At 49.7% G+C, this 1,355-nt stretch carries 1 protein-coding gene; it reads right to left on the minus strand.

What is annotated here, in order from left to right; translation table 11 throughout:
• Nucleotides 1-191 precede the first annotated feature (191 nt).
• On the minus strand, nucleotides 192-920 hold the full coding sequence (locus tag B7364_RS08275; RefSeq protein ID WP_085339536.1) for a hypothetical protein: 729 nt from the start codon (nucleotides 918-920) through the stop codon (nucleotides 192-194).
• Between the last annotated feature and the right edge of the window lie 435 nt (nucleotides 921-1,355).

A 1,355-nucleotide genomic window follows, 5' to 3' on the forward strand; every position in this document is an offset into this window, starting at 1 on the left:
AAAAGCATCCGAAACTCTTCACGATTGCGGATGGTCTGCTTTGGGGGGCTTGTGGGGCGAAAGCGGAAGTTCGGACTTTCCAGCAATCTCGACAAGATGGGCAGTAGTTTGGCGACGAGCTTAATTCATGCCTCGATTATGAACATCCATCGATAAAAGCGCTGCGAGAACATCATTATACTCTACAGGCATTACCAGCTTCCCCATTTAAAAATTTCGTCTCCAAGTCGGTTCTCGATTTGGCTGTAGTCACTCATGTTGCCGTTACCAAAGCGCTTGTACGTCGCATCTTCATCTTGGAGCCACGGCAATACTTTGATGAGACGCCGTTTTGTTATTGGCTTAAAGACACGCTCAACTTTAACTTCTTTAATTACCGTATCTTCGCCGTAGAAAACCTTCAGTTCGTTGTCATCAAGCACGTTGGCTGTCAAATGGTTAGAAGGATCACTGAACCGAACAAAAAGCGGATAGTATTGCCGCTCCAGCATCCAAGAGCGCCGCCAAAATGGCGCGCCCTTGTTGCCACCATTTCTGATGGCAAATGGGTATAAATCAGCACCGCAACATTCTTTGGCCCACGACATAGTGGCGATTAAATAGCCTTTAGTACCGATCAAAATCGGGATCGCCTCTCCCTCAAGTTGGCATCCTCCCGTGCTGATATTTGGCGCAATGGGGTTAGGGCCATAACACCGCGTTTCCTGAACACCAGAAGCGCTGTAGAGTTTCCCACCTGACTGGATGGTCACTGTGACCTCTAGCCGATTGACGTATTTCTTGGCGCAGCCACCAGAACCCAACAAAGCAACGAAGCAAAAGGCGAAAAACAGAGCGCGTGCAACTCGTGCTGCCCACGGACCCGCTTCAGCTTCATGTTTCAAACGATCTTGGTTCGCTAGGGTAATCAAGTTCAGCAAACTCTCTCTAAAGCGTGGCCAATCGAAACTGTGTTAAATCAGCCCCATCAAATGAGGTCCAGAGAACCACAACCTAAAAGATTGGTCAATGACAGCCAGTCTTCGATTGTTTGGACCAATAGATGATCGGATATCTGTATTTGATGGATCAATAATTGGCTTGAAACGGCACCAATGGCCGACTTCCACAATGTCCGCTTTCGGGCTTGAGGGAATTGCCCGCTTTCGACCTAGTTTGGCGCAAAGCGGAATGTCTGCTTTAGGCTAATGCAAGCGCTGAAGCACGAGCCGGATCCAATGCAATGGTTTCTTGAGCCCGTGCGCGGAGCTATTGTCCTTTGCTCTGGCAAGTCGCAAGGCTGCGGCCTGTAGCACACCCATACTTCCGGAGGCTGCCCAGCTTTAAGCATCGAGCGCGGCTAGGGCCGCTGCAGA

Origin of the sequence: Aquidulcibacter paucihalophilus (genome assembly GCF_002105465.1) — a bacterium.
Classification (GTDB): Bacteria; Pseudomonadota; Alphaproteobacteria; order Caulobacterales; family Aquidulcibacteraceae; genus Aquidulcibacter; species Aquidulcibacter paucihalophilus.